The organism is Brachybacterium aquaticum, from assembly GCF_014204755.1.
GTDB lineage: Bacteria > Actinomycetota > Actinomycetes > Actinomycetales > Dermabacteraceae > Brachybacterium > Brachybacterium aquaticum.
The window spans coordinates 54,690-81,550 of sequence record NZ_JACHLZ010000001.1; the positions used below are offsets into that span (position 1 = coordinate 54,690).

Consider the following 26,861-nt stretch of genomic DNA (forward strand, 5'->3'; position numbering starts at 1 on the left):
GCGTGCGTAAATTTCCGGCGGGTAGGGGCTGAGATTCGGGCATCCCTGGGGAATACTTGTGGGGTCGCCCGGCGGAGCCTCTGCGGTCCCGGTGGGCGACCGGGGCGCTCGCGGGGGCGGGCGCGCAGGGCGCTTCCTTCGGGGGGAGGGGGCGCACAGGAAGGGAATCGGCACCGCGATGGAAGCACACGGACGGCTCGACGCAGGGGGCGCGCTCGCGACCCCCTCCTCCCAGCTGCGCGAGGAGGAGTCCCGCTACGAGGGCGCCTCGGACGACGCGTTGCTCACCGCCGTGCGCGACGGGGACGTGGGGGCGTTCTCCGTGCTCTACGACCGTCACCTCGACGAGGCGCTCGCCCAGGCCCGTCGGCTCGGCGGCGGCCACGACCCGCATGACATCGCCCATGAGGCCTTCGCGAAGATCCTGCGCGTGGTGAGGGACGGCGGCGGTCCGCGCGAGGGCTTCGTCGCCTACCTGCTGCGCACGGTCCACAACGAGGCGATGGACCGCCACCGCCGCACCCACGAGGTCCCCGTCGAGGACGTGGAGGTCTACGACCAGGAGGGATTCACCTCCCCGGATGCGGCCGACGGGATGGGCGAGCGGGACCTGATGGCCACCGCGATGGAGGCGCTGCCGGGGCAGTGGCGGCAGATCCTGTGGGCCACCGAGGTGGAGGGCGAGTCCCCGCGCACCCTCGCCCCGCAGCTGGGACGCAGCGCCACCGCCGTCGCCCAGCTCTCGCGCCGCGCCCGCGTAGGCCTGCGGGTCGCCTGGCTGCAGGCGCACGTAGACTTCGCCTCCGCGCCGGAGGCCTGCGAGGGCCTGGTCGAGGATCTCGGCGCCTATGAGCAGGGCGCCCTTCCGGCCGGTCGAGCCCGCAAGGTCGAGGCGCACCTCGAGCACTGCGCGCACTGCCGGGAGGCGCTCGAGGACCTCCGCCTGCTCTCGGTGCGGATGCGCTCGGTGCTGCTGCCGCTGGTCCTCGCCTCGCCCGAGCTGCTGCGCAGCATCGCCCCCGCCCGCGCCGCGCTCGCCGCGCAGCTCGCGCTCGGCACCGGGGAGCCAGGGAGCGCCGCGGTGGGCTCGGCCGGCTCGGGCTCGGCGGGTTCCGGTGCGGCCGGCTCCGGTACGGCCGACGGGGGCTCGGGGTCCGTGGCGGCGTCTGCCCCGGTGCCGTCGGCGCCGGTGTCGACCGGGCCCGTGCGCGCCTTCGCCGCGAGCCTCTCCGCCCACGGCGGGTCGCTGGCCCTGATCGGTGCGACCTGCGCGCTCGCCGTCGGCGGGTACGCGCTGCTGCCGCGCTCGTCGGTCGAGTCGCCGGAGGTCGGCCAGTCTGTCGGGGGGGCGGCCGCAGCCGCGGAGCAGCTCGACGCGGCCGACGGGCCCGCGACCCCGCACCGTCCGGTGGCCCTGCCGTCGGTCGGCCTGACGGGGACCTCCCAGGGCGCTTCGACGGGACGACCCCGCGAGGAGCCCACGCGCTCCCGCGACCCCCGGACCCCGGCAGGGACGAGCGGTGGGTCCACCTCGGGCTCGACCACCGGCGCGAGGAGCACGGCGCAGGGCACTGCCGCCGACGGCACCTCCGCCGACGGCACCGCGGCGGGCGGCACGTCGGCGGGTGGCGCCGGCACGGGCCTCGAGGGCGCGGACGGGATCGCCGCGGGCGGGGCGGCTGGTGCCGGCAGCACGGCCTCCGGGGTTCCCTCGGGTCTGGTCGACGAGAGCGGCACCGGTCCGCTCGTCATCACCTCCACGCCGGCGCCGTCGGAGGAGACCGGCACCCCGCCGTCCGCCGAGACGCCCGCGGACCCGTCGGCCGGTCAGCAGGCCGGGACGCAGCCCTTCGGGCCCACGGTCCCCCGGCAGACCCCCGGCGACAGCTCGACCCCTGGCGACACCTCGACCCCTGGCGACACCTCGACCCCTGGCGACACCTCGACCGACGGTGACACCTCGAGGCCGGGCGACACCTCGACGCCCAGCGGCTCGACCCCCGGTGGCATCACGGCTCCCGGGGACACCTCGACCCCGGGCGACACGTCGACCTCCGAGACCGGCGACGAGTCCGACGGCTCCGGCGGGGGCAAGGGACCCCGGCCCGAACCCGGGAACCCGCCGCTCCAGCATCCCGGAGCTCCCTTGGGCAGCAGGCCGCCCGTGCCGAGCGATCCGCCCCAGGTCACCCCGCCGAGGACGCCTGATCCCGAGGACGGGATCTCCCCGGGGGAGCCGACCGGGAAGGACGACTCCACGGAGCAGGACGACTCGACCACGAAGGACGAGCAGCCCGGGAAGGACGAGCAGCCCGAGTCAGCCGACCCCCGCAGCACCGTGGAGCTCGAGCACGGCGACGAGCCCCGGTCCGAGGGCGGGATCGCGCCGGAGAAGACCGCACCCGAGGAGACCGCGCCGGAGGAGTCCGAGGAGCCGGTCGGAGGGATCGGCGTTCCCGGCGGCGAGGGCGAGCAGAAGGTCGACGACGAGCAGGGCGACCAGCAGGTCGACGAGGCCGGCTGAGCCCTCGTCGAGGTCCGGGCCCGGGTCACCCCGGTAGGGTCGAGCGCGACACGATGCCGTGACCTCGAAGGAGCCCGCCCATGACCCTCTCCACCGTGACCGTCGTCGGTGCCGGACGGATGGGCGCCGGGATCGCCCAGGTGTTCGCGCTCGCCGGACTGGACGTGACCATCGCCGACGTCAGTCCCGAGGCCGCGGGCGACGCGCTCGAGCAGCTCGTGTGGGAGGCGGGGGAGTTCGAGGCGCAGGGCCTGTTCCCCGAGGGCAGCGCAGACCTCGTCGGCCGACATGTCACGGCCGCCGAGTCGATCCCTGACTCGGTCCAGGACGCGGACTTCATCGTCGAGGCCGTGTTCGAGCGCGTGGACGTCAAGCACGACGTGCTCGCCACCATCTCGCAGCACGCCCGCGCGGACGCGATCATCGCCACCAACACCTCCACCATCCCGGTGAAGGAGCTGGCCCCGGTGGTCGTCGGGCCGGAGCGGTTCCTCACCGCCCACTTCATCTACCCCGCCCCGTTCATCCCGGGTGTCGAGCTGGTGCGCGGGGAGGCGACCACCGAGGAGACCCTCGAGGCGGTCGAGGACCTGCTGACCTTCTGCGGCAAGCAGCACGCCCGCGTCGCCGACGCCCCCGGCATGGTCATGAACCGCCTCCAGCACGCGATGATCAAGGAGGCGTGCACGCTGGTCGACGAGGGGGTCGCGACCATCGAGGACGTGGACACGATCGTCCGCTCCACCTTCGGAGTGCGGCTGGGGTTCTTCGGCCCCTTCGGCATGATCGACCAGGGCGGCCTCGACATCCACGCCGCCTGCTACGCCACCTACGAGCGCACCCTCGGGGAGCGCCTCGCGACCCCGCGCCTGCTGAAGAAGGCAGTGGAGTCGGGGAGGCTCGGCGTGAAGAACGGCCAGGGGCTGCGCGGCAGCTACGACGAGCAGACCGCGACCGAGCTCGCCACCTACCGCAACCTCGCCTACGCCCGCATGTCCCAGCTCCAGCAGGAGCTTGGCGACGCCCCCGACGCCACCCGCGACTGACCCCGGTCCGGCGGCGCGCCGCCGCGGTGCGTCCGTCCGCCGAGCGGCCGACGGACTTGTGCGCGCTCACGGTCGATGTCGGAGTCGACATCGACCGTGAGCACGCACAAGTCGGGGAGGTGCGGCCGACGGGGCCTGGCAGCCCGGCCGACGGGGCCTGGCAGCCCGGCCGACGGGGCCTGGCAGCCCGGCCGACGGGGCCTGGAGTCCCGCCGGCCGGGCGCCGCGACCGCCGGCCGGCCTTCGGCCCGTCAGCTCACAGCGCCCGCCACAGGCTCGCCACGGCCTGCCCGCCGCCGATGCACATGGTTGCGAGCCCCAGCTCCTTGCCGCTGCGGCGCAGATTCAGGACGGTGCGCCCGGAGATGATCGCGCCGGTCGCGCCGATGGGGTGGCCCCACGCGATCGCGCCGCCGAGCGGGTTCACGACCGCCGGGTCCAGGTCCAGGTCCCGCACGAGCGGCACGGCCTGCGCGGCGAAGGCCTCGTTCAGCTCCACCCAGCCCAGGTCCGCGGTCGTCAGAGAGTTGCGGGCGAGGACCTTGTCCACCGCGGGCTTCGGGGCGTAGCCCATGATCTCCGGCTCGATGCCCACCTTCGTGAAGTCCACCAGCTCCGCGAGCGGCGCGAGGCCCCGCTCCTTCGCGACCGAGGCGCGGGTCAGCACCAGCGCGGCGGCGGCGTCGTTGATACCGGACGCGTTGCCGGCGGTGACGGTGCCGCCCTCGCGGCGGAACACGGGACGCATCGCGGCGAGCTTCTCGAGGGTCACCTCGCGGGGGTGCTCGTCGGTGTCCACGACGGTGTCGCCGCGTCGACCCTTGACGGTGACCGGGGTGATCTCGTCGGCCACCGCGCCGGCATCGAGCGCGGCGCTGGGACTCCAGCGCGTACGCGTCCTGCTCCTCGCGGGTGACGCCGTACTTGTCGGCGACGTTCTCCGCGGTCACGCCCATCGGCACCTCGTCGAAGGGGTCGGTGATCAGGGTGCTGGTGCCGTCCATGAGCACCCGGTCGCCGAGGGTGTAGCCCTTCCGGGCGGAGTAGTCCAGGAACGGCTGGGCGGACATGTTCTCCGCGCCGCCGGCGACGACGATGTCGGACTCGCCGATCATCAGCTCGGCCGCGGCCAGGGCGATGGCCTGCATGCCCGAGCCGCACAGGCGGTTCACGGTCATGGCGGTGGAGGTCACGGCGGCGCCCGCGGTGATCGCGACGCGGCGGGAGATGTAGGCGTCGCGCCCGGTGGCGCCGACGCAGCCGATGATCCACTCGTCCACCTCGTCGGCCGCGACGCCGGCGCGCTCGAGCGCGGCCTTCGCGGCGGTGGCGCCGAGCTCGTGGGCGGGCACGCTCGCGAGCGACTTCCCGAAGGAGCCGACGGGGGTGCGGGCGAAGCCGAGGGCGACGATCGGGTCGTCACTGGTGCGCATGGGGGGTCTCCTGCTCTCTTGGAGTCTCGTGGGCGGTGCCGCTCAGGCGGCGAGCTGCACGGTGAAGTCGGGCTCGGTGAGCGCGCGGACCTCGTTCTCGGTGACGCCGGGGGCGAGCTGGGTGAGCACGAGCCCGCTCTCGGTCACATCGAAGACGGCGAGCTCGGTGATGATCCGGTCCACGACGCCCACGCCGGTCAGCGGCAGGGAGCACTCGTTCACGATCTTGGCGGAGCCGTCCTTGGCGGCGTGCTGCATCATCACGACCACGCGCCGCGCACCGGCGACCAGGTCCATCGCCCCGCCCATGCCCTTGACGAGCTTGCCGGGGATCTGCCAGTTGGCGATGTCGCCGGTGGCGGTGACCTGCATGGCGCCGAGGATGGCGGTGGCCATCTTGCCGCCGCGGATCATCCCGAAGCTCATCGCGGAGTCGAAGATCGCCGCGCCCTTCAGCAGGGTGATGGTCTGCTTGCCGGCGTTGATGAGGTCGGGGTCCTCGTCGCCCTCGTAGGGGAACGGGCCCATGCCCAGCACCCCGTTCTCGGACTGCAGGGTGATGTTCACGCCCTCGGGGAGGTTGTTGGCGACCAGGGTCGGCATGCCGATGCCGAGGTTCACGTAGTCGCCGTGGTTGATCTCGGACGCGGCGATCGCCGCCATCTCGTCACGGGTCCAGGCCATCTCAGGCCACCTCCTGCGTCTCGGTCTTCTCGGCGTCGGCGCCCGGGCGGGGGCGGGTGGTGCGCTGCTCGATGTCCTTCGCAGCGGTCGCGCGGGAGAGGTGGTGCACGAACACGCCGGGGGTGTGGATGTCGTCGGGCGCGAGCTCCCCGAGCTCGACGATGTGCTCGGCCTCGGCGAAGGTGACCTTCCCGCACATCGCCGCGAGCGGGTTGAAGTTCCGGGCGGTCAGGCGGTAGCGCAGGTTCCCGGAGACGTCCGCGGTGTGCGCGTGGACGAGGGAGACGTCGGCGGTGATCGCGCGCTCGAGCACGTAGTGCTGGCCGTCGAACTCGGCGGTCTCCTTGCCCTCGGCGATCGGGGTGCCGTAGCCGGTGGCGGTGTAGAAGGCGGGGATGCCGGAGCCGCCGGCGCGCATGCGCTCGGCCAGGGTGCCCTGGGGCACGAACTCCACGTCCAGCTTCCCGTCGATGAACTGCTGCATGAACAGCTTGTTCTCCCCGACATAGCTGGCCAGCACCTTGGCGATCTGCCCGTTCTCGAGCAGCAGCCCGAGCCCCTTGCCGTCCACCCCGAGGTTGTTCGAGGCGATGGTGAGGTCGGTGACCCCGCTGTCGCGCACGATGGTGATCAGATCGGTGGGGATGCCGCTGAGGCCGAATCCCCCCACCGCGATGGTCATGCCTTCGCGCAGCACGGCGCTGAGCTCGGCGGCGACGTCGTCCGAGACCTTGGACATCGCTGTCCCTCCTGTCGGGTTGCGTGGTCTGTCGGTGCAGATGGTCTGTCGGTCCCCGCCCCGCCCGCGCGGCCGCGATGCCGTGAGGGGAGAGGGCAGGCCCGATCGAGCCTAGGCGTGCGCGGGTGACCTGCGCCACGGAGGGTGGGACAGCGCTCCGGCGGGGGAGTTGTAGGGATCTACAACGGGCGGCCGACGGGGCCGGGCGGCCCACGGGGCAGGTCGCCCGCACGCCGGCCGCCGGAGTTGTGCGCGCTGGCGGTCGATGTCGCCCCGAGTATCGACCGTGAGCGCGCACAAGTCGGGGCCTCGCGGCCGACGGGGCGGGGCGGGCCCGGGCGGCCACTCCGGGCGGCGAGCGATCGGCCGACGCGATCGCCGGCCGACGGCGACCGCCCGTCGGCCCCGCAGCCGGCCGAGCTGCGCGGCGCGCTGGAGGAGGCATAGCGGCGCGGGATCGACATCGTTCACGGCATGGACGAGGGCGCGCGGGGCCGGCTCGTCCAGGGCGTCTCCGGCATCGCCTCGGACGGCACGGAGCTGTTCGTCGCCGAGCTCGTGGACCTCGGGGACTCCACCGCGCTGACCGTCGGCCACTTCTACGACCACTATGGGATCGGCTGAGCCGCGCTCGTCATCGATCACGCCATCCGGAGGCGACGTCCTGGGCGAGCGCTTTGAGGTTATCCAGCTCGCGCCAGTCCCCATCCCTGATCACGTCGACGGCAGTGCGATCGTCGAACTCGCTCAGAGGGATGGTCAGCCACTCCACGACCACCCACGGGTCCGGTGCGGCAGGCAGCAGGATCTGGAGTATCCGCTTCATCGAGGCGGGGACGTGCCCGTCGGTGAACTGGAACTCCGGGAACACCTGCTGCCCATCGCTCGTGGTGACCCGGAGCAGCGTGTGCCGCTCCACCCTTCCGGAGATCGCCTGGCGGGAGACGCCGCCGAGGAGAGCGGCGACCCGGGCCGTGGAGAGGTAGGTGCTGTAGGGGTCGGTGCCACGTGTCGTCTCGCGAACGCCTTGTGCGCTGGCGCGAACGACCTCCGACGCGCTCTTCTCGGTGAAGACGGTGATCTCGCGCGCCTCGATCATGCGGTCGACCTCCCGGGCGTACCGCTCGACGACCTGATCCCGCCAGGACCTGGGCGATGGCGCAGACCTCGGTGACGGTACATGTGCGGTACTCATCCGGGCCTCCCGTCGGTGTCGACTCCACATCGTCAACGTCTGTCAATGTTATGTCGCGCAGCGGTGACACGCCAGAGGGGCGGCCGGCATGGGAGCAGAGCAGTTGCTTCCAGCTCCAAGGCCTTCCACGCCGCTCACAGTGGCATGGCCCCCGCAAGCTCCCCACGGGACATGCCGATGTCCACGCGAGCGGCGCGCACGAGGCCGGCGGCGTCCGTGCCGCGGTTCAGCATGCCGCGATCATTCCACCGCCCGCGTATCCGGACACCCCCGCCCCAGCCCTGGCAGACTGTCCGTTATGCGCGGAATCATCCTCGCGGGCGGCACCGGCTCGCGACTGCATCCCCTGACCATCGGCGTCTCGAAGCAGCTGATGCCCGTCTACGACAAGCCGATGATCTACTACCCGCTGAGCACGCTGATGCTCGCCGGGATCCGGGACATCCTCGTGATCACCACCCCGGAGGACCAGGCCGCGTTCCAGCGCGTGCTCGGGGACGGGTCCCGCTTCGGGATCTCGCTGGACTACGTGGTCCAGCCCTCGCCCGACGGTCTCGCCCAAGCGTTCCTCCTCGGTGAAGAGTTCCTGGACGGTGAGAAGGCCGCGCTCGTGCTCGGCGACAACCTCTTCTACGGCCAGGGCATGGGCGCCCAGCTGCGCCGCTACGCGGACGTCGAGGGCGCGGCCGTGTTCGGCTACTGGGTCAGCGACCCCCGCGCCTACGGCGTGGTGGAGATGGGGGAGGACGGCCTCGCCCTGTCGCTCGAGGAGAAGCCCGCCGAGCCCAAGTCGAACCTCGCCGTGCCGGGCCTGTACTTCTACGACGAGACCGTGGTGGAACGGGCGAAGGCGCTCAAGCCCTCCGCCCGCGGCGAGCTCGAGATCACCGACCTGAACCGCACCTACCTCGAGGACGGCACACTCCAGGTCGAGGTGCTCACCCGCGGCACCGCCTGGCTGGACACCGGCACCTTCGACGACCTCGCCGCGGCCGCCGAGTTCATCCGCACCGTCCAAAAGCGCCAGGGCCTCTCGATCAGCGCCCCGGAGGAGATCGCCTGGCGCCGCGGCTACCTCACCGACGACGAGCTGCGGGAGCGCGCCCAGCCGCTGGTGAAGTCCGGGTACGGTCAGTACCTGCTGGACGTCCTGGACCGTGAGACCCGCCTCGGAGGAACCCGCTGATGCCCGCCCACCTGCTCGTCACCGGCGGCGCCGGCTTCATCGGAAGCAACTTCGTCCACCACGTGCTAGCCGCGACCGACGCCCGCGTCACCGTGCTGGACAAGCTCACCTACGCCGGCAACCCCGCGTCGCTGGCGGGACTGCCCGAGGACCGCATGCGCCTGGTCGAGGGCGACATCACCGACGCCTCTCTCGTGGACGAGCTCGTCGGTGGGCTGACGGGCGAGGACGACGCGATCGTCCACTACGCTGCCGAGTCCCACAACGACAACTCCCTGAACGACCCGAGCCCCTTCCTGCACACCAACCTCACCGGCACCTTCACCCTGCTCGAGGCCGCGCGCAGGCACGACGTGCGCTACCACCACATCTCCACCGACGAGGTGTACGGCGACCTGGAGCTCGACGACCCGGAGCGCTTCACCGAGCACACCCCGTACAACCCCTCCAGCCCCTACTCCTCCACCAAGGCCGGCTCCGACCTGCTGGTGCGGGCGTGGGTGCGGTCCTTCGGGGTGCGGGCCACGATCTCGAACTGCTCGAACAACTACGGCCCCCGCCAGCACGTGGAGAAGTTCATCCCCCGCCAGATCACGAACCTCATCGACGGGATCCGGCCCCGCCTGTACGGGGAGGGCCTGAACGTGCGCGACTGGATCCACGCGGACGACCACTCCTCCGCCGTCCTCACCATCCTGGAAAAGGGCCGCATCGGCGAGACCTACCTCATCGGGGCCGACGGGGAGGAGTCCAACAAGGACGTGGTCGAGACGATCCTGCGGCTCATGGGCCGCGACGCCGGCGACTACGACCACGTCACCGACCGTCCCGGTCACGACCTGCGCTACGCGATCGACTCCACCAAGCTGCGCACGGAGCTCGGCTGGGCGCCGGCCTTCCGCGACTTCGAGGCGGGACTGGCCGCGACCATCGACTGGTACCGCGGGAACGAGGACTGGTGGCGCCCGCAGAAGGCGGCGACCGAGGCGAAGTACGCGAAGGCGGGCCAGTGAGCGGGACATCCGAGGCCAAGCAGCTGGCCGTCCACGAGACCCCGATCCCGGGCCTGCTGGTCATCGACCTGCCCGTCCATGGCGACAACCGCGGCTGGTTCAAGGAGAACTGGCAGCGCGAGAAGATGCTCGCCGTCGGCCTGCCGGACTTCGGACCGGTGCAGAACAACATCTCCTTCAACCAGGCCGAGGGCGTGACCCGCGGGATCCACGCCGAACCCTGGGACAAGTACATCTCGGTGGCGACCGGGCGCGTGTTCGGTGCCTGGGTGGACCTGCGCGAGGGCGATAGCTTCGGCGCCGTGTACTGGCACGAGATCACCCCGGACGTCGCGATCTTCGTGCCCCGCGGCGTCGGCAACGCCTTCCAGACCCTCGAGGCACCCTCCGCATACGCGTATCTGGTCAACGACCATTGGTCGGCGGCCGCGCAGGCGCAGTACACCTTCTTGAACCTCGCCGACGAGACCGTCGCGATCCCCTGGCCGATCCCGCTCGACCAGGCGGAGCTGTCCGGAAAGGACCTCGCCCATCCGCGGCTCGCCGACGTCACCCCCGTGCCGCCGAGGCGCACCCTCGTGGTCGGCGCGAACGGGCAGCTCGGCCGTGCGCTCGCAGCGCGCTGGGAGGGACGGGCCGACGTCGATCTCGTCGGCCGCGACCGCCTCGACATCGCCGACGCGGAGTCGGTCGCCGCCTTCGATTTCGCGCCCTACGGCACGATCGTCAACGCCGCCGCCTACACGGCGGTGGACACCGCCGAGACGGCCGACGGGCGCGCCGCCGCCTGGGCGACCAACGTCGACGGCGTCGCCCGGCTCGTCGAGGCAGCCCGCGCCCAGCGCGCCACCCTCGTGCACGTCTCCAGCGACTACGTCTTCGACGGCACCGCCGCCGTGCACACCGAGGACGAGCCGCTGAGCCCCCTCGGCGTCTACGGCCAGACCAAGGCCGCCGGAGACCGGCTCGTCCAGACCCTTCCCGACCACTACATCCTCCGCACGAGCTGGGTGGTGGGGGAGGGGAAGAACTTCATCCGCACGATGGCGAGCCTCGCCGAGCGCGGCATCGACCCGAGCGTGGTCGACGACCAGATCGGTCGCCTCACCTTCACCGATGACCTCGCCGCCGCGATCGAGCACCTGCTCGAGCTGCGCCCCGAGGTCGGGGTGTACAACCTCAGCGCCGCCGGCGAGCCGCTCTCCTGGGCCGGGATCGCGAAGCACGTCTTCGCCCTCACCGGCCACGACCCCGAGCGGGTCACCCCGATCGCGACCGTTGACTACTACGCCGGGCAGGGCAGGGCCGAGGCCGATGGCACGATCGCGCCGCGGCCGCGGGGGTCGGTGCTGGACCTGGCGAAGATCGAGGCGGCCGGGTTCGCGGTGCGGGAGATGGGGGAGGGGCTGGCGGGGTACCTCGGCGTCTGAGCCGGGTGCTGCCCCGGCTCATGAGTTCTTGAACAGTTCTCGTAGGTCGCGAACACCTCGAGACCGAGGACGGCGAGGACGCACTGGAAGGCCATACGGCTATTGCAGGCGGGGTGGCGCCCACCAGGTCGCATGCAGGGGGCAGGGGACGGACGGCATGCCCTCGGTATGCTCTCGAAGTCCCATGTCGTCGTGCCCCCCGAACGGAGGATCGTGCCCAATCCCCGCCGCCTCTTCCGTAACGTGCGACTCGTCGTCGACGCCGCGGTACAGCACCTGCACGACGATCCGGCATTGTTGGCGATCCAGATCAGCAGGCGGCTTCCGATGGCGGTGCGCCGGCGGGTCGGCCTGGCCCTCCACGGTCTCGGGACCCGCCTCCCCGGTGCCGCGGGCACCGCTGCGCTCGGTGCCTTCATGGCGGGGGACGTCGCACGTGCGGAGGCCCTGATCGAGAAGTCCGCGCCGTCCCGCTCGAGGCTTCGGAACGAGGTTGCCGTCCTGCTGGACCGCACGGACCTGATCCCGCCTCGGGCCCCGGCGGCGACCCGAGCCCGGGCGGCCTGGGCTATGGGCGACTTGGACGGAGCGATCGCGCTGCTCGAGGAGAGCGGCCGCGGGGACAGCGTCCAGACGGCCCGGTACCGGAGCGAGCTCGAGCTCCTGGGGCAAGACTTCCATCTCGCGACGAGAGATAGTTCGGCTCCGATCCCTTCGCGCACGGTCCCAGACGGGCGATACCGCGCCCTTCACTTCCTCACGAACTCGCTCCCGCACACGCAATCCGGCTATGCGCTGCGCACCCACAGCATCCTCACCAGCCTCGCGGAGCACGGGATCGAGTCCGTTGCCCTGACCCGTACCGGATACCCGGTGATGGTCGGCAAGGCGCAGGCCGCCCAGGAGGACCTGGTCGACGGGATCCGCTACCGCCGTACCCTCCCGACCCGGCTCGGGACGACACCGGCGGACAGGCTCGAACAGGAGGTCGCAGAGGCGCTCGAGCTCGTGCGCGAGTTCCGGCCCGACGTGCTCCATGCGACGACCGACTACCGCAACGCGCTGGTCGCTCAGGCCGTGAGCTCCACGACCGGGATCCCCTGGGTCTACGAGGTCCGGGGGCTGATGGAACAGACCTGGATCGCCTCGCACCGCAGGCTCGAGGCACGGGTGAAGGCGGCGCACTCCCAGCGCGTCACCGCCACCGCGTGCACCGAGGCAGCTCTCGCCCGTGACGCCGCAGGCGTCGTCACCCTCGGGGAAGCGATGGCGGGCGTACTCGTCGGGCGCGGCGTCCCTGCGGAGCGGATCGTTCTCGTCCCCAACGGGGTCGACGAGACCCTCCTCGGCGAAGAGCTGGATGTTGCCGCCGCTCGGAGCGCCGTCGGCGTCGATCTCCCGGAGGGGGCGTTCGTCGTTGGTGGCGTGAGTGCTGTCGTCCCCTACGAGGGGCATCATGTGCTGCTCCGTGCTGCGGCATCCCTGCTCGAAGATCCCGAGACACCGGCGCAGCTGAGGGAGGGACTGCACGTGGTCGTGGTCGGGGACGGCACCGCAGCACCGGATCTTCTCGTTCTCGCCCGTGAGCTCGGGATCTCGGATCGGGTGCACCTCCCAGGCCGGGTTCCCCGCCCGGAGGCGAGGCGCTGGGTGCAGGCGATGGATGTGGTGTCTGTTCCCCGCCTCGACCTAGAGGTCACCCGCTCCGTCACCCCGCAAAAGCCGATCGAGGCCATGGCGCTGGGCCGCCCTGTGATCGCGAGTGATCTGCCGGCGCTCCGCGAGACCGTCACCGGCGGTGACGGCCAGCGCCACGCAGTCCTGGTGACGCCCGGCGATGCCGAGAGCCTCGCCGGAGCGATCCGCTCCCTCCACGGGGATGAAGGGGCGCGTCGCGACCTCGCCGCCGAGGGGCGTGTCCTCGCACGCGAGCGAACCTGGTCGGCGCTGATGAGACGATACGGGGCGTTATACGCGAGCGTCGCGCAGGAACGAGGAACAGGAATGACACGTGGCTGAGGCCAGATCCGCCGCACAGGTCGTGCAGAATCTCGAGGCCCGCGGGTTCGCCACGGAGGGACTCTCACCGGTAGGCGTGCGGCCGCCTCTGGGCCAGTACCTACGGGAGCTGTGGGACCGACGGCATTTCATCTGGGTGGACTCGCGCCACCGGCTCGACACCAAGAACTCGCGCAACCGGCTCGGCCGCATCTGGTTGATCCTGCGGCCGATGCTCGACGCCGCGCTCTATTTCTTCGTCTTCGGCGTGCTCATCAGCGGTGCCCGCGGAGGCATCGAGAACTTCGCTGCGTACGTGGTGGTCGGGGTTCTCATGTTCCAATCCACGATGCGCAGCCTCAGCCAGGGACCGGGGCTGATCCGTGGTGGAAGCGCCATGATCCGCGCCTTCTCGTTCCCTCGCGTCGCGATCCCGCTGGCCTGGGCGATCCGCGAAGCGCTGCAGATGCGGTACACGCTCCCGGTGACCCTGCTCATGATCATGGTGATCCCGCCGAACGAGATGCCGGGTCCGGCATGGCTTCTGGTGGTTCCGATCTTCGCTCTCCAGATGCTCTTGAACCTGGGGATCGCGCTGCTCATGGCCCGCCTCGGGTTCGTCTTCCCGGACACTTCGCAGCTGATGGGCGTCGTCGCGCGCTTCCTCATGTACGGGTCCGGGGTGATCTTCCCCGTCGAGCACTACCTGGGGCGATTCGACAACCCATGGTTCGATGCCGCGATCGAGGCGAATCCGATCTACCAGATGCTGAGGCTGTACCGGAGCGCGCTCATCGACAACGCTGTGGCGCCGTTTCACTCGTGGCTGATCCTCGCGGCATGGTCGGTGGGGATTCTTGTCATCGGTTTCTTCGTGTTCTGGCGAGGGGAGGCGAGCTATGGCGACGCCCACTGACCGCACGGGAGCCAGCACTGGAGCACAACGCAGCGAGGAGGACGAGACGAGCTCGGAGCGCTGGGTCGCTCCGGACAGCTCCCCGCTCACCGTGGTCGCACACGATGTGCGAGTGCGCTACCAGACCCCTCGCACCGACCGCACCCCGTCGAAGACACTGCGCGGGCGACTGACGCGCCGGCAGATGGTTTCCGTGGCGGCCGTCCGCGGGGTCTCCTTCACTGCGCGCTCGGGCGAGTTCATCGGCATCATCGGTCGCAACGGCTCCGGGAAATCGACCCTGCTGCGCGTTCTCGCGGGCCTCGAGGCGCCGACGAGCGGTACTGTCCTCACCTCCGCGAAACCAATGCTGCTCGGGGTGAGCGCAGCCCTCATCCCTGACCTCACGGGTGCCCAGAACATCACGTTGGGCGGGCTTGCGATGGGTCTCAGCCCTGGGCAGGTCGAGGAGATGTTCGAGCCGGTCGTCGAGCTCTCCGCTCTCGGCGATGCGATCGATCTGCCGATGCGCACCTACTCATCAGGAATGGCGGCTCGGCTCAAGTTTGCGATCTCGCTCGGCGCAGATCCGTCGATCCTGATGATCGACGAGGCACTCTCCACGGGTGACGCGACGTTCGCCGAGCGATCCAAGCGCGCGATGGACGACATGCTCGCTCGGGCCGGCACGGTGTTCCTCGTGAACCATGCTGCGCAGACGATCGAGAACATGTGCTCCCGTGCGATCTGGATGGAACGGGGCCGGATCGTGCTTGACGGGGACGCCGTCGAGGTGGCGCGCAAGTACCGATGGTTCGCGCACAATCTCGCCCAGGGCGACGAGGAGAAGGCCGCCTCGCTCCTGCACGATGCGATGGAGGAGGGTGCAGAGGAGCGGCGGCTGACGGAACTGCAGTTCGAGGACCCGGCCACGCAGGACCCCCCGTCGCAAGGGCGCCGACGCTGGCGCGAGATCCCCGAGCTCGAGCCCGATCCCTTCATGCGGGTCTTTGCCCGGGATTCCGAGGAGAAGACGTTCCCTTCAGATCGCGCGCCCCGGTGAATCGAGGTTGAACGGAATGAGAAAACATGGAGTGATGAACACTTGCTGCACACACTCGGTGACCGTGCAGACACTGTGATTGCCGGATAATGGTTCCTGACTAATTCGTCTCCCAAGGAGTTCTCGATGACATTGCGGGTTATGACCATTTACGGCACCCGTCCTGAGGCCATCAAGGTCGCGCCGATCATTCGGGCGATCCAGGTCGACGAGGAGATGGAAAATGTCATCGTGGTGACCGGTCAGCATCGGGAGATGCTCGATCAGGTGAACATTCTCTTTGGAATCGAGCCGGATCATGACCTCGACATCATGTCCGGTGGGCAGTCCCTCAACGAGGTCGTCGCCAAGGTGATCACCGGGGTGGACGCGATCCTCGTGGCCGAGAAGCCGGATGTGGTCATCGTCCAGGGGGACACATCGACAGTGATGGGGGCGGCGGTCGCCGCTTTCAACCGGCGCGTCCCGGTGGTCCACCTCGAGGCGGGACTGCGCTCCGGTGATATCCACTCGCCGTTCCCGGAGGAAGCCAACCGTAAGCTCACCAGCCAGATCGCGGCGCTCCACCTCGCCCCGACGCAGACCTCCAAGTCGAACCTTACCCGTGAGGGCGTCCGCGAGAACGACATCGTGGTGACCGGCAACTCGGTGATCGACACGCTCAAGTACGCGACGGAGAACTTGGCCGTCCGCTTCGAGGACGAGCGGCTCGAGGCCCTGCAGCAGGAGCACCTCGCCGAGAAGGCCGGTCGGATTCTGCTCGTGACCGCCCATCGTCGGGAGAACCTCGGTGCCGTCATGGAGGGGATCGGCCAGGCCGTCGCCGATATCGCGCGGAAGTACGCCGATCTCACGATCATCCTTCCGCTGCATCGGAACCCGAAGGTGCGCGCCGCGATCCGTCCGGCGGTCGACGGCCTCGACAACGTACTGCTCCTCGAGCCCCTGCCGTATGCCGAGTTCACACGCGCGCTCAGCCTTGCGGACGTGGTGCTCACCGACTCGGGAGGAGTGCAGGAGGAGGCTCCGAGTCTCGGAAAGCCTGTCCTGGTGATGCGGGACAACACCGAACGACCGGAGGCCGTGGTCGCCGGCACGGTGAAACTCATCGGCACCCACCCGCAACGTCTCGTGGACGAGGTCTCGATGCTGCTGGACTCCGAGGAGGCTTACCTCGGCATGGCCAACGCCGTGAATCCGTACGGTGACGGCGACGCGGCGAGGCGCACGGTCGAGGCGATCCGATGGAAGTTTCTCGGTGCCGGGGAGCGCCCGGTCGACTTCCACGCCTGACGGAACTTCGGGGCGGGTCGAGGCGCCTGCCCCGGAGGGATCACTGCGAAGCGCTGGTGCCGCCCGGGATGCCGGTGCGGAAGCCGAGCTCTCGCAGCGCCGCAGGGGGGCTCTCCGCCTCGGCGAGTCCTGTGATGACGCGCTCGGGCTCGGCGCGGGGGACGTGCCGGTGCCCTTCGCCGTCGTCGCGCAGGAGGTGGAGGACCGAAGGGTCATCAGCATGGCGCTGCGCGAAAGGCAGGAACTGATGGTCGTGGTACATGCGGTCACCGGTGTTCTGGATGATCGCGATGGTGTTGGCAGGGCTGCCGTTCCACTCGCTGTCCAGAGCGGTGGGAACGAATTCCGCGCGAATGCGCAGTTGTGGCGTCCGTGAGACCGCAGAGTGGCAGTGCACGAGATATTCGCGGACGGCGGCCCGGGGTTGCATCCTGAAATCCAGGCGAGGATTGCACAGGAGCGCGAGGCTCTCGGGGAAGTTCTGTGACAGCTCGCCCGCCGCGAATCCTCCGCCGGACGCTCCGAAGAATACCGTGCGGGTGGAGCCGAGCTGCTCCAGCACATGCTTGATGATCGGGGTGGACAGTGTGCGGAAGCGCCCTTGCGGACGGTTCCCGAGATACCAGCCGAGCTTCAGATCGGGGTGCATTGCAAGGGACGGATCTGCGATGGCGAGGAGGTTGACGCCGGTCGCTGCGGCAAGGCCTCGTCCCGAGAACACGGGGAGTGTGGTGACGTGGTCCGGCGCGGCGGCGTGGAGTGCGATCAAAGTGGTGCTCGCTCCGCGGTCCTCCACGAGCAGGTCGATGGGCAGCCCGCGGTGGATCTCGTGAGGGCCTGGACGGATCTCGCTCGCGAGGAACTCCCCGACGGAGTCATGCTCGATCGCACCGGCCGGGGTGACGTGCCGGCGTCGTGGCTCAGGAAACGGCGGGAGCAAGGGACGCGGTCTCTTCTGCGGGGACGGGCCGGCGAAGCGACTCGGACCAGGCGGCGCTGAGCATTGTGATGTCCCACCGTGCCACGCGCTGCCGGGAGGTGAGAGCGACCTCCTCCCGGGCTTCGGGGGAGCGCAGCGCGAGGATCCGGTCACGGGCATCCTCGAGCGTCGGGGCGATGAGGTCGGCGCCGAACAGCTCGGCCACGCCTTCGCGGTCCCAAAACACAGCGGCGGAGCCCGAGGCCATGCCTTCGGCCGGGGCGAGATGGAAGCTCTCGAACTCGTCGACGCTAGGGGACAAAACGGTGCCGATCCCGCGGAGCCAGGAGGCGATGTCCGGGCTGAACTCGTCGAAGACCACGTGCTCCCGCAACCTTTCGTCATCTGCGAGTCGGTCGAAGAAGTCCAGGTAGAGGTGACGCTGGGCGGGCTTGTCCCACTCGTAGCCGTACTCCCACGGCATGCGCCCCTTGAGGTGCAGGACGTATCGGTCATCGACCTCGAGGAGCGCTGAGAGCAGATCCAGCGCGCGGTCGGGACGCTTGCCGAAGGAGACGAAGCCGATCATCCCGAGGTGGAACTCGGCCCCGGGGAGCTTGGGGCGATCCAGGTCCAGCACGTCCAGGGCGTTCGGGATGACGCGGGACGAGAGGGTGCCGAGACCGAGCGCGGTCTCAGCCCGGCGGCGGAAGTAGTCGGAGACATAGACCATCTCGTCGATCGCCGAGATGTCCACCTGGCTCCACCAGGGGCCGTTGATCTCGAAGCGATGGAGGCGGGAGACGAGTCGCTGGTGGGGCTTCTTGTGGTTGCTGTACCAGGCGAGGTTGGGACCCGCCCACTCGCAGAAGATGACGTCGGCCCACTCCAGCAGCTCGGTGCTGGCAGCGGTGTCGTGCTCCGCGAGCTTCGTCCAGCGATCGATGCGCAACTCGAAGGCGGGGGAGCGCTCCATCCAGTCCAGGATCTCTCCGAAGAACTTCAGGTCGTGGGAGGCGACGAGGACCCTGGTGGGTACTCCGGTGGGTCGCTGGTCCGGGAGCGCTCCGCCCCGGTGGAACGAGGTGCGGAGCCGTTCGGCCGAGCGGGAGAGTGAGTACGGGGCAACCTTCGCCGCCGCTGCGCGACGCGCGTCTGCGAGCACAGGCAGAGCGTCCCGGATCGCCAGGGCGGCGGAGACGGGATCGTCATGACAGTAGAGCGGGTAGTCCTCGCCCCAGACCATGCGATTCGACATCGAGGCGTTCAGGAGCGGAGGAGTACCGGCGGCGGAGTACTCGAGCGCCTTGGTGGAGAGCTCGAGGCTGCTGTCGAGGGCGCTGGAGCGCCAACTGATGCCGACGTCCGCGCGGGAGATCTGTGCGACTGCGCTCGCACGGTCCATCCCCCCGAGCCACGTGACGCCGGGGACATCGCCGCGTGAGACGCGATCGAGCGCCTCCTGCATCGACGGTGCCCATTCGGGGGCGGATGGATCCACTTGGAGCTTGTCCCCGATGACGGCGAGTTCGGCTTCGACGCCGAGCTCACCGAGCAGGCGTGGTAGGTCGAGCATCTCCAGGGTGCGCCAGTTGCGCGCGAGCTTCCCGCTGTAGACGAGACGCAGCGGACGCCCCAGTGGTGCATCCTCGGCAGTGGGTTCGGCGAAGAACTGATCCGGGACAGTGGGGGTGAGCAGCACGGTCTTCCCCGCGGCGGCGGGAGCGATGCTCTCGAGGTATGAGCGTGCGTCCTCGGTCTGCGCGAACATGCGGTGCGATCGTTCGGTGATGCGCTGCAGCTTCGTGAGGTTGTTCGTCGAGAGGCGGTCGGCGGGGTACGGGAGATCAGTGATGTAGGCCCAGTGGACCTGGGCGAGTGCATCGTTCCCGCTGACGAACGCTGCGACATCTGTGCCCCGGGTGACGATCGCGTCGGGCTCGATTGAGCCGGCGAGACCGGCGATCCGTTGAGCGGCACGGCGCGGGGGGAGGGACTCGCGCGAGGAGGAGGGCTCCGCGCCAGGGCGTGCTTGGAGCGGTGGATGGAAGGTCACGTTCGGGAGATCGCGGACGGGCATCAGCACACGGCCCGTCACGTCGTCCTCCTTGAGCAGGAGGTGGACCTCATCGAAGATCCCCGAGAGAATCTGGGCCATCGTGGCGAGCCAGATGGAGGAGCCGTCGGTGATGTTGGGGCTGACGTCGCCGTACAGGAGCACGCGCTGCGGGCCGTCGTGGAGGGGCATGGACTACTCCGAGAGGGTCGAGACGATGTCGAGCGGACGGTCAGACGCCCAGGGAGCGCCGGACGCTTGTTCCCCGGGGCGGAGCGTCAGGTGGGCCTTGTCGCGCAGTTCCGCATCGAAGTGCCACGTCGCGTCGTCGTCCTCGAGGAGGATGACGAGCACGGAGTTCTTGCGGGCGGCGAGGAGGAGGTCGCGCAGCGCGCGATACCTCCGCGCGTGCGAGGCGTGCAGTGTTCCGTGCCAGATCCCGCTGTGCAGGGCGCGTGACTCGATGACGAGGAACGAGGTGCCGGGGTCGAGCTCCAGCAGATCCGGTCGGAGCGCCCGCACGGAGTAGCTGTTCTGGAGCCTGGCGAGGGTCCCGGGGAGGGCGATCGTCTGGACCAGAGGACGGGTCTCCGCATCCGAGGAGGTCTGCTCGAGCAGTGCGCAGAGTCTGCGGCGGCGGTGGGGATCCGGGGCCACGGAGGCGGCGATCCTCCCGGCTGTGAGGCCGGTGTCGTCGTGCTTCAGCGGCACCGAGGCGCGGTTCTGAGAGGGAGCTCGGCGGGGCCGGACGGAGGAGGAGCGCCCCGCCGCGTCGTCGACCGGGCGAAGGCTCTGCTCGTCCAGTACGGTTTCGAGGCGTGTCACCGTCTCGTGGACACGGTGGAGGTCCTTGCGGATGTTGCCCACGGTAGCCTTGGTGTGAGGGCCGGAGCCCACGAAGTACAGGACCCGCGAGAGCTCCTTGCGCTGACCCCGGTCCGCCGCGGCGACGTCCTCACGGATCGCGGCGAGCTGGCGATTCGTGAGCGCCCGGCGGGCCTCGCTGCGCCGGTCCGTCTGCCAGAGCGCGATCGCGAGGAGCGCGAGGGCGGCACCTGCTGCGGCGATCAGGACCCCGTCTCCGATACCGGCGATGACGAGGGCGAGGGTGCCGGCGGCGATGAGGGCAGGCACCAGTGCGAGGACGGCCTGCGAGGCCGAGGTCGGGCGGAGGGCCCGCAGGCGCTTCACCGCCAGAGTCCCTTGGTGTCGATCACGACCTTCTCCTGGAGCTTGTCCCGGTCGAGGGCGCGGAAGGGGTCGTGATCGACGAGCAGGAGCACGATGTCCGCGCGCTCGACGGCGTCGTCGAGCTCGGCGAGCTCCACGTTGTCGTGTCTGTCGAACTCCGGGGGGAGCGCGTCGATATTGGGCTCGACGACCAGGACCGTCCCCTCGCCGAGGCGCTCGGTGAGCGCGACGGCGATGTTTTTGCTCGGCGACTGCCGGAGGTCGTCGATGTTCGCCTTGAAGGCGAGTCCGAGAGCCGCGACCGTCGGGTTCTTCAGCCGATCGGCACGGGCGAGCACCTTGGCCAGCACCGCTTCGGGCTTCGAGTCGTTGACGGCGCGCGCCGTGGCGATCAGCCGTGAGTTCTCGCGGTCCGCGGAGACGATGAACCAGGGGTCGACCGCGATGCAGTGCCCGCCGACGCCCGGGCCGGGCTGGAGGATGTTCACCCGCGGATGATGGTTGGCGAGCTCGATCAGCTCCCATACATCGATCCCTTGCTTCTGGGTGATGAGGGAGAGCTCGTTGGCGAAGGCGATGTTCACGTCGCGGAACGCGTTCTCGGTGAGCTTGGCCATCTCCGCGGTCCGTGAATCGGTGAGGAGCAGCTCGCCTCGGCAGAAGCTCGCGTAGAGATCGCGGTTCAGCTCAGCGGCCTGTGGGGTGAGCCCGCCGATGATGCGGTCGTTCTCGACCATCTCGATCATAATGCGTCCGGGCAGAACCCGCTCAGGCGCGTGGGAGAAGTAGAGCGAGGTGGGCAGGCCAGGGTCTCGAGTGAGGTCAGGTCGCGCCTCGAGGATCACGTCCGCCATGTGCTCGGTGGTGCCGGGAGGAGCGGTGGACTCGAGGACGACGAGCTCGCCACCGGACAGCGTCGGGGCGATGCCGCGCGCAGCTGCCTCGATGTACGACAGGTCCGCTTCGTGGTCAGCGAGGAACGGGGTGGGCACGGACACGATGTAGGCGTCCGCCTCGGGGGTCTGGGCCTGCGCGGTGAGCTTCCCCTGCGCGACGGTGCCGGCGACGACCGTCTCGAGGCCCTCCTCGACGAAGGGCACCGTGCCCGCGTTGACCGCGTCGACGGTCCGCTGGGACACATCCACACCGATGACCTTCTTCCCCGCCTGCGCGAGGACTGCCGCCGTAGGCAGGCCGATGTAGCCGAGGCCGATGACGGCGACGGTGTCGAGAGGGTGCTGCGAACTCACTGAAGTGGCTCCTGGAGAGGGCATGAACGCCGGGACGGATCGATGGGGGAGGCGTCGCGAGTATGCTACGTTCCGTCGATTCGCAAGGCCTCGGTGGAGATGCCCATCTCTCGCTCGTGGGACGCGGGCGTGATGAGTACTCACAGTTCACCTGGACGTCACCGTGATGATTACTGCACGTCATCGGATGCGGTCCTCGCACCGTCCTCTCTTCTCAGCGCGACCTGCGGGGGAAGAAACCGTCGGACTGCCTGTTCACCTGCTCGTGGCCTGCGCGGGAGCGAGTGTTCTTCCGCGACGCGCGCTCGCTCTGGAGAAGTACCTGTTGGGATGGTCGGGGTTTCCCGAGAATTCACCGACTGGTTAGAGTTCGGCCATGGTGCCTTCTCTCCTCGTCCTGGTTCCCGGCCGGCTGGATCTCCGAACCGCGATGCGTGCGATGGATCGGGGGGACGCGGCATGACGCGCATCGCGATGCTCGGAGCAGGAAGCTGGGGCAGTACCTTCTCCCTCGTCCTCGGTGACGCCGGCTGCGATGTCGTGGTGTGGGCGCGTCGTGAGGAGGCAGCCCGTGCGATCCGGGAGGAGCATCGCAACGCCGAGTACCTGGGGGATGTGGAGCTTCCCGCATCGGTGACCGCCACCGCGAACGTCGCCGAGGCTCTCGAGGCGGTCGACGGCGTGGTGCTCGCGCTGCCCACCCAGCGGCTGAGGGACAACCTCGTGGGGTGGAAGGACGACGGCATCGCCCTTCCCAAGGTCCCGGTCCTCTCTCTCGCCAAGGGGATCGAGCGGGGGACCGATCAGCGCATGAGCCAGGTGATCGCTGAGGCGGTCGACGTGGACCCGGCACTCATCGCGGTGCTCTCGGGGCCCAATCTCGCTGGCGAGATCGCGGCACGGCAGCCCAGCGGGAGCGTGATCGCTGCGGCGGACGAAGCTCTCGCCCATGAGGTCGCCGCGTGGTGCGCCGCGCCCGGGTTCCGGTCGTATGTGTCCCAGGATGTCGTTGGCGTCGAGATCGCCGGGGCGATGAAGAACGTCATCGCGATAGCCGTCGGGGCTGCGGTGGGCCTTGGATACGGGACAAACACCTGCTCCACCCTTATCACTCGCGGCCTCGCCGAGATCACCCGGCTCGGCGTCGTCCTCGGTGGCCACCCCGCAACGTTCGCGGGTCTGGCGGGCATGGGAGATCTCGTCGCTACCTGCACGTCGCCGCTCTCGCGCAATCACCGCCTCGGCCACGCACTCGGCCGGGGGCTGGACGTCGAGGCCGCACTCCTCGAGGTGGGGCAGACCGCCGAGGGCGTCGCCACGGCACGAGCCGTGGACGAGCTGGCGCAGCGACTCGACATCGACATGCCCATCACGAAGACCCTCGTGGGCGTGGTCGACCACGGCGTGACCATCGAGGAAGCCACCTCGTATCTCCTCGCACGCTCCGTCAGGCCGGAGTGAGGCGCGGAGGTGGCTCGCGAGACAGCGACGCGGCGTATCCTCGGAGGGGTCGCTGCGGCATGGAGACGAACACGACGACCTGAGGTCAGCGTGGTGATCCCGTGCAAGGACGCCGAGCCGTACCTGGAAGCCGCGATCCGCAGCGCACTGAACCAATCCGTGCGGGACATCGAGGTGATCGTCGTCGATGACGGGTCGACGGACGGCTCCCGAGACGTCGCCTCGGGCCTCGCCGCGCGCGACCGTCGCGTAGTCGTCCTGGACGGGGAGCAACGAGGTCCGGGGTCTGCACGTAACCGCGGTGTCGAGAGAGCTCGCGGGACCTTCCTCGCGTTCGTCGACGCGGACGATGTCATGCTCCCCGGCGCCCTCGAGTCAATGCTTGCCGCAGCTCGCCGGAGTGGTTCCGATGTAGTGAAGGGCTCGTACCGACGGCACAGCGCGATGGGGTCCCACCGGCCCAAGCTCACGGCGCGAGTGCACGCCGAGGAGCGGCTGGGCACGACGCCCGAGGAGTTCCCGGATCTGCTCGACGAGCCGGTCCTCTGGAACGGGCTGTATCGGACCACATTCTGGAAGAGCAGAGTGCATCCGATCCCGGAGGACGTGAACTACGAGGACCAGGAGCCGAGCCTCGCCGCTGCGCTGCAGGCGCGGAGCGTCGACGTGCTGCCCACGGACGTTTACTCGTGGCGACTGCCGGAGGAACGGGCCACCCGGTCCCAGTCGAAGTCGAGTCTTGAGGACCTCGCGGACCGGCGAACCGTTCTCCACCGAATGCGCGTGATGCTGGACGAGCACGGCGCCTCCCATGCAGTTCGCCAGCACTTGCTGGCGGTCTGGCTCGGACGTGACCTCCTCATGTACGCGGAGAAGGTCCCTGGCGCGGTCCCGACGTTCAGGGAGGAGCTCCGCCTGATCGGTGCTGAGCTCACCGCGCTGGTGGATGTGGGGACCTGGAACACCTTAGGGTTCTGGGAACGGATGACAGCTTGGGCGCTGAGCCACCCCGATCCGGAAGTGCTCGATGACGTGCTCGCCACGCGGTGGGAGGAGACGAGCGCGCTTCCTCTCTTCCTCGACCAGGACACAGGCGAACTGCGTGCCGCGCACCCCCTTCTCGAACGGTGGCCAGAGGTCCCCCAGCACGTGCGGGCTCTCTCGCCACTCGACATACGGCTTGTCTGCACCGCCCGGAAGATGCGGTTCGCCGACGCTCACCATGTCGAGATGAAAGCCGAAGTGCACCTCGCGGGTCTCGACCCTCGACGCTCGCCGTTGGATGTCGAGATCGCTGCGGTGAGCGTGGACGGCACCGCGGAAGTGCACGGAACGGTGGAGCGGGTGAAGGCACCGTGGGCGGACCTTGTTGCGAACGACCCATGGCGTTCCTACACCTCGGCAGGTATTCGAGCGCGAGTCCCGTTGGCGGATGCGGAGGCGCAGCAGTTCTGGGTGCGCACCACGGTGGGAGGCAGGGCGCTCGAGGCGGTGGTACCGCTGCCGGTGACCTCGCTGAGCTACCGGCTGGGGCCCGTCGAGGGGAGCCGGCAGTCTGCCCTCATGGCTGCCGACGATGGTGCCGCGCTGGTTACGGCCATCAACGTCTCACCGTTCGTCATCCAGCGAGTGCGCACTGGCCCCGAGCACGTCGAGCTCCACGTCCTCTGCACGGATCTCCCGGTCCTCGATGGCGAGGTTCGAGCCGTTGCACGCCGTCAGGGGACGGAGATCGAAGGGCGGATCTCGCGCGACTGGACGCAGTTGGAGATCCGGTTCGATCTGCCTGGGATGAAGGAGGGGCCAACCTATCGAGGGGAGAGGGGCTTCGAGGTCCAGATCCTCGTGGGCGGACGTTCCTTCCCCGTCTCCTGGGATCGGAAGGTTAAGGCAGCGAGGGCCCGGGCGGTGCGTGCCATCCCCGACAGGGCAGGCGATCTCCAGATCGAGCAGCGTTTCGCACGCGTGACCATCGACGGTGTCAACGTCGAGGGGCCCGTCGCTCGACTGTCGGGCCGCGTTGATCCTCCCGGGCTCGTACCGCAGATCTGGCTCGTCTCCTCCCGTGCGCGCGCACGCTTGGAGCCAGTGCAACGGCGGAAGGGGCGATGGAGCGCAGACGTGGATCTCTCGGATCCCTCGCTCGCCTCCGATGGCTACTTCGTCCGATGGTCCCTCACCCCGGAAGAGCAACCCGAGGGGTGGGCTCGTGCCGGACGTGACCTGCGGAAGGGTGAGCACTACGTCGAGGGCACGTGCCGCAGTGTGCGGCTCTCGCCGAAGCAGGGCGGCCCGCTCGGAATCACTCTGGGCCCCCCACTTTCACGGACCGAGCGCACGCGGGCGGGCAGAACACGGCTGATCGCGATGGACTTCGGCCCGTTGACGCCCGGTATCTTCTTCGAGTCCTTCAACGGGAAGTCCTCGGGTGGGAACCCCCGGGCGCTCTTCGACGCGCTTCTCCAGGAGACCGAGGGGCCGCTGTGGTGGTCCGTAGCGGACGGGACAGTCCCTGTGCCACCCGGTGCGACTCCTGTGGTCGCAGGATCTGAGCCCTGGTTCCGGGCCCTCCGCACTGCACGTGTCCTGGTCACGAACAACAACTTCCCTCACTGGTTCACCAAGGTGCCAGGGCAGATGATCGTGCAGACGTGGCACGGTACCCCGATCAAGAAGTTGATCCACGACGCCCCATCCAACTTCACTCCCCTGGTGTATCGCCGCTTGATCGAGCGCCAGGCGGCGCAATGGGATCTGCTGCTGGCCCAGGACGAGGAGGCGGAGCGTCGCCTCCGATCTGCGCTCAGGTACGACGGACCCGTGCGTCTCGGAGACCAGCCTCAGAACGTCCGCCTGGAGCAGGGGGCGAAGGGCCGCGAACGAGTGCGCGATGAGCTCGGCATCCCGACAGGAGCTCGTGCGGTCCTGTATGCGCCGACCTGGCGAGAGAAGATGCGACGCGCTTCGGGCGAGGACTCGCTGAAGGCACTCATGGATCCCGCAGGTCTAGCGGCTGAGACAGGCGCGTGGGTGCTCGTGCGGAGCCACCACATGAACGGGCTCCGTGCGGAGGGGGCGCGGGTGATCGATGTGGGCAGCTACCCGCATGTCGAAGATCTGATGCTGGCCAGCGATGTGCTCGTCTCCGACTACTCGAGCATCTTCTACGACTACCGACTCACGGGACAGCCGATGATCGTGCACGCTCCCGACCTCGAGTGGTACCGCGACGTCGAGCGGGGCTTCTACGGACGATGGCCCGTTGACCTGAGCCTTCCGATGTCCAGGACCCAAGAGGAGCTCACGGTCCTCGTCAACGGCGCGCTGACGGTTGCACACCACCGACCAGACCCGGTCAGCACTGCGAGGGAGAACATCTCCTGGCTTCGAGGCGAGGTCCTGAAAGCGATCCACGGCACAGACGGGTCACATCATCCCGCACAGCAGGATGACAACTGCCCACTGAATCCCTGAATATTGGATGA

General features: G+C 69.4%; 20 protein-coding genes and 1 pseudogene. 12 read left to right on the plus strand and 9 right to left on the minus strand.

Annotated elements, in window-relative coordinates:
• Positions 1–178: 178 nt before the first annotated feature.
• Positions 179–2,524, plus strand: a complete 2,346-nt coding sequence (locus HNR70_RS00245) for a sigma-70 family RNA polymerase sigma factor (RefSeq protein WP_184323890.1) — start codon at positions 179–181, stop codon at positions 2,522–2,524.
• Positions 2,525–2,604: 80 nt separating this feature from the next.
• Positions 2,605–3,570 (plus strand): 3-hydroxyacyl-CoA dehydrogenase family protein, encoded by a 966-nt coding sequence (locus tag HNR70_RS00250; RefSeq protein WP_184323891.1) that lies wholly within the window; start codon positions 2,605–2,607, stop codon positions 3,568–3,570.
• A 256-nt stretch (positions 3,571–3,826) separates the two neighbouring features.
• Here HNR70_RS00250 and HNR70_RS16440 read toward each other — a convergent pair whose 3' ends face one another.
• The 4 genes and pseudogenes from HNR70_RS16440 to HNR70_RS00265 all read right to left on the minus strand — a co-directional run bounded on the left by HNR70_RS16440 (position 3,827) and on the right by HNR70_RS00265 (position 6,426).
• The gene (locus HNR70_RS16440) at positions 3,827–4,144 is read right to left on the minus strand and encodes an acetyl-CoA acetyltransferase (protein ID WP_376768831.1); all 318 of its coding nucleotides are present in this window, start codon (positions 4,142–4,144) and stop codon (positions 3,827–3,829) included.
• Positions 4,145–4,282: 138 nt separating this feature from the next.
• Positions 4,283–5,003 (minus strand): annotated as a pseudogene (locus HNR70_RS16330) (thiolase family protein); the annotation flags it as partial.
• Positions 5,004–5,045: 42 nt separating this feature from the next.
• A complete protein-coding gene (locus HNR70_RS00260) occupies positions 5,046–5,687 on the minus strand; it encodes a CoA transferase subunit B (protein WP_184323892.1) in 642 nt (213 codons plus the stop codon).
• Position 5,688: 1 nt separating this feature from the next.
• Entirely contained in the window at positions 5,689–6,426 is a 738-nt protein-coding gene (locus tag HNR70_RS00265) for a CoA transferase subunit A (RefSeq protein WP_184323893.1), read from the minus strand.
• Between the two features lie 474 nt (positions 6,427–6,900).
• Here HNR70_RS00265 and HNR70_RS00270 point away from each other — a divergent pair, with 474 nt between their 5' ends.
• The gene (locus HNR70_RS00270) at positions 6,901–7,050 is read left to right on the plus strand and encodes a hypothetical protein (RefSeq protein WP_184323894.1); all 150 of its coding nucleotides are present in this window, start codon (positions 6,901–6,903) and stop codon (positions 7,048–7,050) included.
• A gap of 10 nt (positions 7,051–7,060) precedes the next feature.
• Here the strand turns inward: HNR70_RS00270 and HNR70_RS00275 are convergent, their stop codons facing one another.
• Positions 7,061–7,525 (minus strand): hypothetical protein, encoded by a 465-nt coding sequence (locus tag HNR70_RS00275; RefSeq protein WP_184323895.1) that lies wholly within the window; start codon positions 7,523–7,525, stop codon positions 7,061–7,063.
• A 394-nt stretch (positions 7,526–7,919) separates the two neighbouring features.
• On the opposite strand from HNR70_RS00275, the gene rfbA reads away from it, so the two are divergent.
• The 7 genes from rfbA (at position 7,920) to wecB (ending at position 16,499) form a co-directional block, all read left to right on the plus strand.
• Positions 7,920–8,807, plus strand: coding sequence for a glucose-1-phosphate thymidylyltransferase RfbA (gene rfbA / locus HNR70_RS00280; protein ID WP_184323896.1), 888 nt, complete (start codon positions 7,920–7,922; stop codon positions 8,805–8,807).
• Complete coding sequence (gene rfbB, locus HNR70_RS00285) at positions 8,807–9,820, plus strand: dTDP-glucose 4,6-dehydratase (RefSeq protein ID WP_184323897.1); 1,014 nt, start codon at positions 8,807–8,809, stop codon at positions 9,818–9,820. Before rfbA ends, rfbB begins: the two co-directional genes overlap by 1 nt.
• Positions 9,817–11,250, plus strand: a complete 1,434-nt coding sequence (locus tag HNR70_RS00290; RefSeq protein ID WP_184323898.1) for a sugar nucleotide-binding protein — start codon at positions 9,817–9,819, stop codon at positions 11,248–11,250. Before rfbB ends, HNR70_RS00290 begins: the two co-directional genes overlap by 4 nt.
• A 213-nt stretch (positions 11,251–11,463) precedes the next feature.
• A complete protein-coding gene (locus HNR70_RS00295; protein ID WP_184323899.1) occupies positions 11,464–13,269 on the plus strand; it encodes a glycosyltransferase family 4 protein in 1,806 nt (601 codons plus the stop codon).
• Entirely contained in the window at positions 13,262–14,164 is a 903-nt protein-coding gene (locus HNR70_RS00300) for an ABC transporter permease (protein ID WP_184323900.1), read from the plus strand. The genes HNR70_RS00295 and HNR70_RS00300 overlap by 8 nt, the downstream gene beginning before the upstream one ends.
• A gap of 112 nt (positions 14,165–14,276) precedes the next feature.
• Positions 14,277–15,206, plus strand: a complete 930-nt coding sequence (locus HNR70_RS00305; RefSeq protein WP_312857522.1) for an ABC transporter ATP-binding protein — start codon at positions 14,277–14,279, stop codon at positions 15,204–15,206.
• Between the two features lie 126 nt (positions 15,207–15,332).
• The gene (gene wecB, locus HNR70_RS00310) at positions 15,333–16,499 is read left to right on the plus strand and encodes a non-hydrolyzing UDP-N-acetylglucosamine 2-epimerase (RefSeq protein WP_184323901.1); all 1,167 of its coding nucleotides are present in this window, start codon (positions 15,333–15,335) and stop codon (positions 16,497–16,499) included.
• 40 nt (positions 16,500–16,539) lie between these two features.
• Here wecB and HNR70_RS00315 read toward each other — a convergent pair whose 3' ends face one another.
• The 4 genes from HNR70_RS00315 to wecC form a co-directional block, all read right to left on the minus strand.
• Positions 16,540–17,268 carry a hypothetical protein gene (locus HNR70_RS00315; protein WP_184323902.1) on the minus strand — a complete coding sequence of 243 codons (729 nt, stop codon included), beginning with the start codon at positions 17,266–17,268 and terminating at the stop codon, positions 16,540–16,542.
• Positions 17,269–17,419: 151 nt separating this feature from the next.
• On the minus strand, positions 17,420–19,666 hold the full coding sequence (locus tag HNR70_RS00320; protein ID WP_184323903.1) for a glycosyltransferase family protein: 2,247 nt from the start codon (positions 19,664–19,666) through the stop codon (positions 17,420–17,422).
• Between the two features lie 3 nt (positions 19,667–19,669).
• Positions 19,670–20,665 (minus strand): hypothetical protein, encoded by a 996-nt coding sequence (locus HNR70_RS00325; protein WP_184323904.1) that lies wholly within the window; start codon positions 20,663–20,665, stop codon positions 19,670–19,672.
• Positions 20,662–21,939 (minus strand): UDP-N-acetyl-D-mannosamine dehydrogenase, encoded by a 1,278-nt coding sequence (gene wecC / locus HNR70_RS00330; protein ID WP_184323905.1) that lies wholly within the window; start codon positions 21,937–21,939, stop codon positions 20,662–20,664. The genes HNR70_RS00325 and wecC overlap by 4 nt, the downstream gene beginning before the upstream one ends.
• A gap of 435 nt (positions 21,940–22,374) precedes the next feature.
• On the opposite strand from wecC, the gene HNR70_RS00335 reads away from it, so the two are divergent.
• Positions 22,375–23,376 carry an NAD(P)H-dependent glycerol-3-phosphate dehydrogenase gene (locus tag HNR70_RS00335; RefSeq protein ID WP_184323906.1) on the plus strand — a complete coding sequence of 334 codons (1,002 nt, stop codon included), beginning with the start codon at positions 22,375–22,377 and terminating at the stop codon, positions 23,374–23,376.
• Positions 23,377–23,466: 90 nt separating this feature from the next.
• On the plus strand, positions 23,467–26,850 hold the full coding sequence (locus tag HNR70_RS16335; RefSeq protein ID WP_312857701.1) for a bifunctional glycosyltransferase/CDP-glycerol:glycerophosphate glycerophosphotransferase: 3,384 nt from the start codon (positions 23,467–23,469) through the stop codon (positions 26,848–26,850).
• Positions 26,851–26,861 lie beyond the last annotated feature (11 nt).

What these genes read in the sequence shown, in the direction of transcription:
- HNR70_RS00245 (WP_184323890.1), top strand. Translation starts at nt 179, where the DNA reads ATGGAAGCACACGGACGGCTCGACGCAGGGGGCGCGCTCGCGACCCCC.
- HNR70_RS00250 (WP_184323891.1), top strand. Translation starts at nt 2,605, where the DNA reads ATGACCCTCTCCACCGTGACCGTCGTCGGTGCCGGACGGATGGGCGCC.
- HNR70_RS16440 (WP_376768831.1), bottom strand. Translation starts at nt 4,144, where the DNA reads ATGGGCTACGCCCCGAAGCCCGCGGTGGACAAGGTCCTCGCCCGCAAC.
- HNR70_RS00260 (WP_184323892.1), bottom strand. Translation starts at nt 5,687, where the DNA reads ATGGCCTGGACCCGTGACGAGATGGCGGCGATCGCCGCGTCCGAGATC.
- HNR70_RS00265 (WP_184323893.1), bottom strand. Translation starts at nt 6,426, where the DNA reads ATGTCCAAGGTCTCGGACGACGTCGCCGCCGAGCTCAGCGCCGTGCTG.
- HNR70_RS00270 (WP_184323894.1), top strand. Translation starts at nt 6,901, where the DNA reads ATGGACGAGGGCGCGCGGGGCCGGCTCGTCCAGGGCGTCTCCGGCATC.
- HNR70_RS00275 (WP_184323895.1), bottom strand. Translation starts at nt 7,525, where the DNA reads ATGATCGAGGCGCGCGAGATCACCGTCTTCACCGAGAAGAGCGCGTCG.
- rfbA (WP_184323896.1), top strand. Translation starts at nt 7,920, where the DNA reads ATGCGCGGAATCATCCTCGCGGGCGGCACCGGCTCGCGACTGCATCCC.
- rfbB (WP_184323897.1), top strand. Translation starts at nt 8,807, where the DNA reads ATGCCCGCCCACCTGCTCGTCACCGGCGGCGCCGGCTTCATCGGAAGC.
- wecB (WP_184323901.1), top strand. Translation starts at nt 15,333, where the DNA reads ATGACATTGCGGGTTATGACCATTTACGGCACCCGTCCTGAGGCCATC.
- HNR70_RS00320 (WP_184323903.1), bottom strand. Translation starts at nt 19,666, where the DNA reads ATGCCCCTCCACGACGGCCCGCAGCGCGTGCTCCTGTACGGCGACGTC.
- wecC (WP_184323905.1), bottom strand. Translation starts at nt 21,939, where the DNA reads ATGCCCTCTCCAGGAGCCACTTCAGTGAGTTCGCAGCACCCTCTCGAC.
- HNR70_RS00335 (WP_184323906.1), top strand. Translation starts at nt 22,375, where the DNA reads ATGACGCGCATCGCGATGCTCGGAGCAGGAAGCTGGGGCAGTACCTTC.